Here is a 305-nt window from a genome sequence, read left to right as displayed (position 1 = left end):
TGGGAGTAAGCCGGTATATGGCTATTCGTCCGCTCGCGAGCTTGCTGTCATTTCCGTATCGAGGGATCGAACATGTTGTCACCCGCCCATTGGGCGAGGTTGTGCCTGGCTTTGCTGTGCCTTTCTCCGCTAACGCTCACTTATGCTGCGCAAACCCCGGGTGACACGGACCTGATCCGTGAGCGTCAGGACCGCCTGCTCGAAGAACAGCGTCGGCGTCTTGAGGAACTCAAGGACCTGCCCGGCAAGGAGGCGAAGCCTACCCAGCCGACGGCCCCTACCGACAGCCGTTGCTTCCCGATCAA

1 pseudogene is annotated in these 305 nt (G+C 60.3%); it reads left to right on the top strand.

The annotated features are described in order from the left end of the window. Positions 1-72 precede the first annotated feature (72 nt). Positions 73-305 (top strand): annotated as a pseudogene (locus tag ACZ3HH_RS29595) (ShlB/FhaC/HecB family hemolysin secretion/activation protein); the annotation flags it as partial.

Source organism: Pseudomonas sp. PME37.24/025 (assembly GCF_055556615.1).
This window is presented reverse-complemented; position numbering and strand designations above follow the sequence as displayed.